This is a genomic window from Streptomyces sp. NPDC051677, from assembly GCF_044453465.1.
GTDB lineage: Bacteria > Actinomycetota > Actinomycetes > Streptomycetales > Streptomycetaceae > Streptomyces.
The window spans coordinates 1-3,280 of record NZ_JBITCT010000131.1; the positions used below are offsets into that span (position 1 = coordinate 1).

Annotated in this window: 4 protein-coding genes and 1 tRNA gene; 4 read left to right on the forward strand and 1 reads right to left on the reverse strand. The window is 66.3% G+C overall.

Features of this window, described 5'->3' with window-relative positions; all coding sequences use genetic code 11:
• The first annotated feature begins 160 nt into the window (after positions 1-160).
• The 4 genes from ACIBAF_RS49140 (at position 161) to ACIBAF_RS49155 (ending at position 2,893) form a co-directional block, all read left to right on the forward strand.
• On the forward strand, positions 161-943 hold the full coding sequence (locus ACIBAF_RS49140; RefSeq protein WP_399473372.1) for a Pr6Pr family membrane protein: 783 nt from the start codon (positions 161-163) through the stop codon (positions 941-943).
• A gap of 42 nt (positions 944-985) precedes the next feature.
• Positions 986-1,059: transfer RNA gene (locus ACIBAF_RS49145), tRNA-Pro, on the forward strand.
• A 243-nt stretch (positions 1,060-1,302) separates the two neighbouring features.
• Positions 1,303-1,983 (forward strand): DUF488 family protein, encoded by a 681-nt coding sequence (locus ACIBAF_RS49150; RefSeq protein ID WP_399473374.1) that lies wholly within the window; start codon positions 1,303-1,305, stop codon positions 1,981-1,983.
• A 118-nt stretch (positions 1,984-2,101) separates the two neighbouring features.
• Positions 2,102-2,893 (forward strand): hypothetical protein, encoded by a 792-nt coding sequence (locus ACIBAF_RS49155; protein ID WP_266725230.1) that lies wholly within the window; start codon positions 2,102-2,104, stop codon positions 2,891-2,893.
• Between the two features lie 17 nt (positions 2,894-2,910).
• Here the strand turns inward: ACIBAF_RS49155 and ACIBAF_RS49160 are convergent, their stop codons facing one another.
• Positions 2,911-3,180 (reverse strand): hypothetical protein, encoded by a 270-nt coding sequence (locus ACIBAF_RS49160; protein WP_399473376.1) that lies wholly within the window; start codon positions 3,178-3,180, stop codon positions 2,911-2,913.
• Positions 3,181-3,280 lie beyond the last annotated feature (100 nt).

Here is a 3,280-nt window from a genome sequence, read left to right on the forward strand (position 1 = left end):
ACCCGCAGCCGCCTCGGACGCCTCGTCCGACAAGGCTTCCTCACCCAACCCGGACGAGGTCGCTACGAGAAACGGACTTAACGTCCACTCAGAGGTCCTGAGATCCCCCGGACGGACCACTCGCATCGCCCCTTTCATCCCCCTTGCCTAGCGTGAAGGCATGACCGCGCCGATACCCAGGGACCTCCCGGATCTGCCCGCGATTCCGCGGACCCACGCGCTGCTGCTCTCCTCCGTGCCCGCTTCGGCGGTGGTGCCCCCCGTACGCCGCCGGCTGGCCGCCGTCCTCCGTCTGCTACTGGCCGGCACGGCTGCCGCAGGTGTGACGCTCGCGTTCCTGCTCGGCAGCCCGCTGCGGGTCCTGAGCCACTTCGCGATCCAGAGCAACATCCTGCTGACCCTGGTCATGTTGCTGTCCGCCCGCCGGGCGTGGACGGCCCGCCGCCCCCTCCCCTCCGCCGTGACCGGTGCGGCCCTGCTCTACGTCATGATCACCGGCCTGGTCTACCACCTGCTCCTTGCGGACGCCGCCGTCCCCTTCTCCCTGACCGGCGCGACGACCCTCACCGGCTGGCACATGATGGCCGGGCACCTGCTCCACACCGCGACACCGCTGGCCGCCGTCCTGGACTGGCTGCTGCTGACCGCCCCCGGCCAAATGCGCCTGCGCCGGACCGCTACGTGGATGCTCTACCCCCTGGCCTACCTGCTGTTCTCCCTCGCCCGCGCCCAACTGATCCACGCCGGCACACCGGGCCGCTACCTCTACCCCTTCCTCGACGTCGAGGCCCACGGCTACCGGCACGCCCTCGCCAACGCGCTCCTCCTCGGCCTCTCCTTCTACGCCCTCGCGGTCTTCCTCGTGGCCCTCGATCACGCCCGCCCCAACCCGATCGGCCACCGCGGCAAAACCGGATTTCGTCTCCAGCCACCAGTGGGCTAAAGTAAACGACGTCGCCGCGACAAGCAGGACAAGCAGCGATATCGGGGTGTAGCGCAGCTTGGCAGCGCGCTTCGTTCGGGACGAAGAGGTCGTGGGTTCAAATCCCGCCACCCCGACAGTGAAGTACCAGGTCAGGGGCCTGATCCAGTGAGTGGATCAGGCCCCTGACGGGTTTCTGGAGATCGTTTGGGAGAAATCTGGGAGAAGATCTTGATCGGGCTCTCCCAGGGGGTGGCTGGTGAGGCCGTCTCAAGTGCGGCGGCTGAGGGCACTCGCACCTGCGCGTTCGCGAATCCAGCCCCGCAGTCGGCCGGGAACACCATGCCCGCCCGCCTCAACCGCCCTTAGGATCACGACACATGGCAAGCCATCACTCAGCACGTCCCCACGACCACGCCCGAGCACTCGCCCAGCGCGTGCGAGCGATGCGGGAGGGTCGAGGGTGGTCGCGGGAGCGGCTCGCCAAGGAAGCCAGCGTCGCCGTTGGAACGCTGGCCCGACTGGAGAGCGAGGGAGCGATCCAGCCAGGTTTCTTCACCGTCGGAGCAGTCGCCGAGGCACTTGAGGTCTCCCTCGATGAGCTCTTCCAGGAGACCAAGGTCGCTCCCGGCCTCTGGTCCGCTGGGTACGAAGGCCGGGACATCGACTCCTTCGTCGCCTCGCTCCTCGACAGCCGTATTGATGTCGTGGCGGACGTACGGCTCACGCCGATCAGTCGCAAGAAGGGCTTCAGCAAGACCCGCCTCGGGGAGGCACTTGCCGAGGCCGGCATCGAGTACACGCACCTGCGTGGCCTGGGCAATCCCAAGGACAACCGGGCGCCGTTCTGGGACGGCCGGCTCGACGAGGGCCGGGCCCGGTTCCGTGGGGTGCTGCGGTCCGAGGAGGCGCAGACCGATCTTGAGCGCCTCGCGGAGCATGCCCGCCAGTCCCGGGTCGCGGTCCTGTGCTTCGAGAAGGACGAGAGCCGCTGCCACCGGCAGGTCGTCCTGGAGACGGTCCGTAAACGGGCCGCCGTGCCCGTAATTCCCTTGGCCTGACTCACCCCTCGTCCTGGCAGGCGCTCTTGCCGGTGGCGCATGCCTCTCCTCCAATCGGATCGGAAGATCAGTGGAGGGGGCAACCATGGGATCGCGAAATCGGCAGCGCGCAACGATCATGATCACCGTCAAGACGTATCCGGAGCTGTCCAACAAGTACCGCGAGACGAGTTGTGTGGCCGGCATACGCCTGGACCAGGGCGAGCCACAGCACGTACGGCTCTTCCCGGTCCCCTTCCGGCTCCTGAGCGAGGAAGCCCAGTTCTCCAAGTACTCGATCATCAAGGTCGACGTCGAACCTCACCGTCCGGAGCGAGATTCACGCCCGGAGAGTCTCCGGCCCGACCTCGACACCTTGGAGATCGTGGGTGAGGTGCCGTCCGACGGCGGCTGGACGAAGCGGTACCGGTATGTCGAACCGCTGATCGCCTCGTCGCTCTGCGCCATCAAACGGGACCAGGAGAAGCGAGGAACGTCCCTCGGCGTCTTCCGGCCCGCCGAAATCACTCGCTTCCGGCTGGAGCCCGCTGAGCCCTGGTCGGTGTCCAAGGCCGCGCTGGCCGACCAACTCGATCTGTTTGAGCAGGAGCTGAACCCGCTGGAGTGGGTGCCGCTCGACCTCCGTTACAGCTTCCGCTGTGCCGACGATGACTGCCCAACCCATGACATGGGGCTGAAGGACTGGGAGGCCGGCCAGTCGTACCGCAAGTTTCTGCGCAAGTACGGCGAGCGCGGGGTCCGTGATGCGCTGCGCGAGCGCTGGTACAACCGGATGTGCGCTCCGAACCGGGCCGTCCACTTCTTTGTAGGCAACATCGCGGCCCATCCCAAGACGTTCATGCTTCTGGCCGTCTTCTACCCGGAGCGGAAGGTCGTCGAATACGTGCAGGACAGTCTGTTTGGTGAGTGACGCGCTCCTGCCGGAGGTCAGGCGGACTTGCTGTGCTGCTGCGCGTCGTTCGCATCCGGTGTTCCCGGCCGCTTCGGAAACGGGGTCACCTTCTTCATGCGGGGCTCCCTACCGAAGAAAGCTCGGTACTTCTCGACGGTTCCGATCTCTCTGACGATCTTCTTCACCCAGGCGGGCGCGTAGACGTAGGTCCCGAATGCCTCGCTGTAGATGCAGTACTTCGCGTTCGTGGCACGGGGATCGGGGGCTCCGGTGGCAGGTCTGACCCCAAGGCGTTTCCACATCATCGCGTGCTCAGTGGACGTTAAGTCCGATCTTCCCCGGTTCGTGATCGCTCGATCGTGGGACTGATACTCGTCCGGGGCGACTGCTCGTCATGCCCATGCT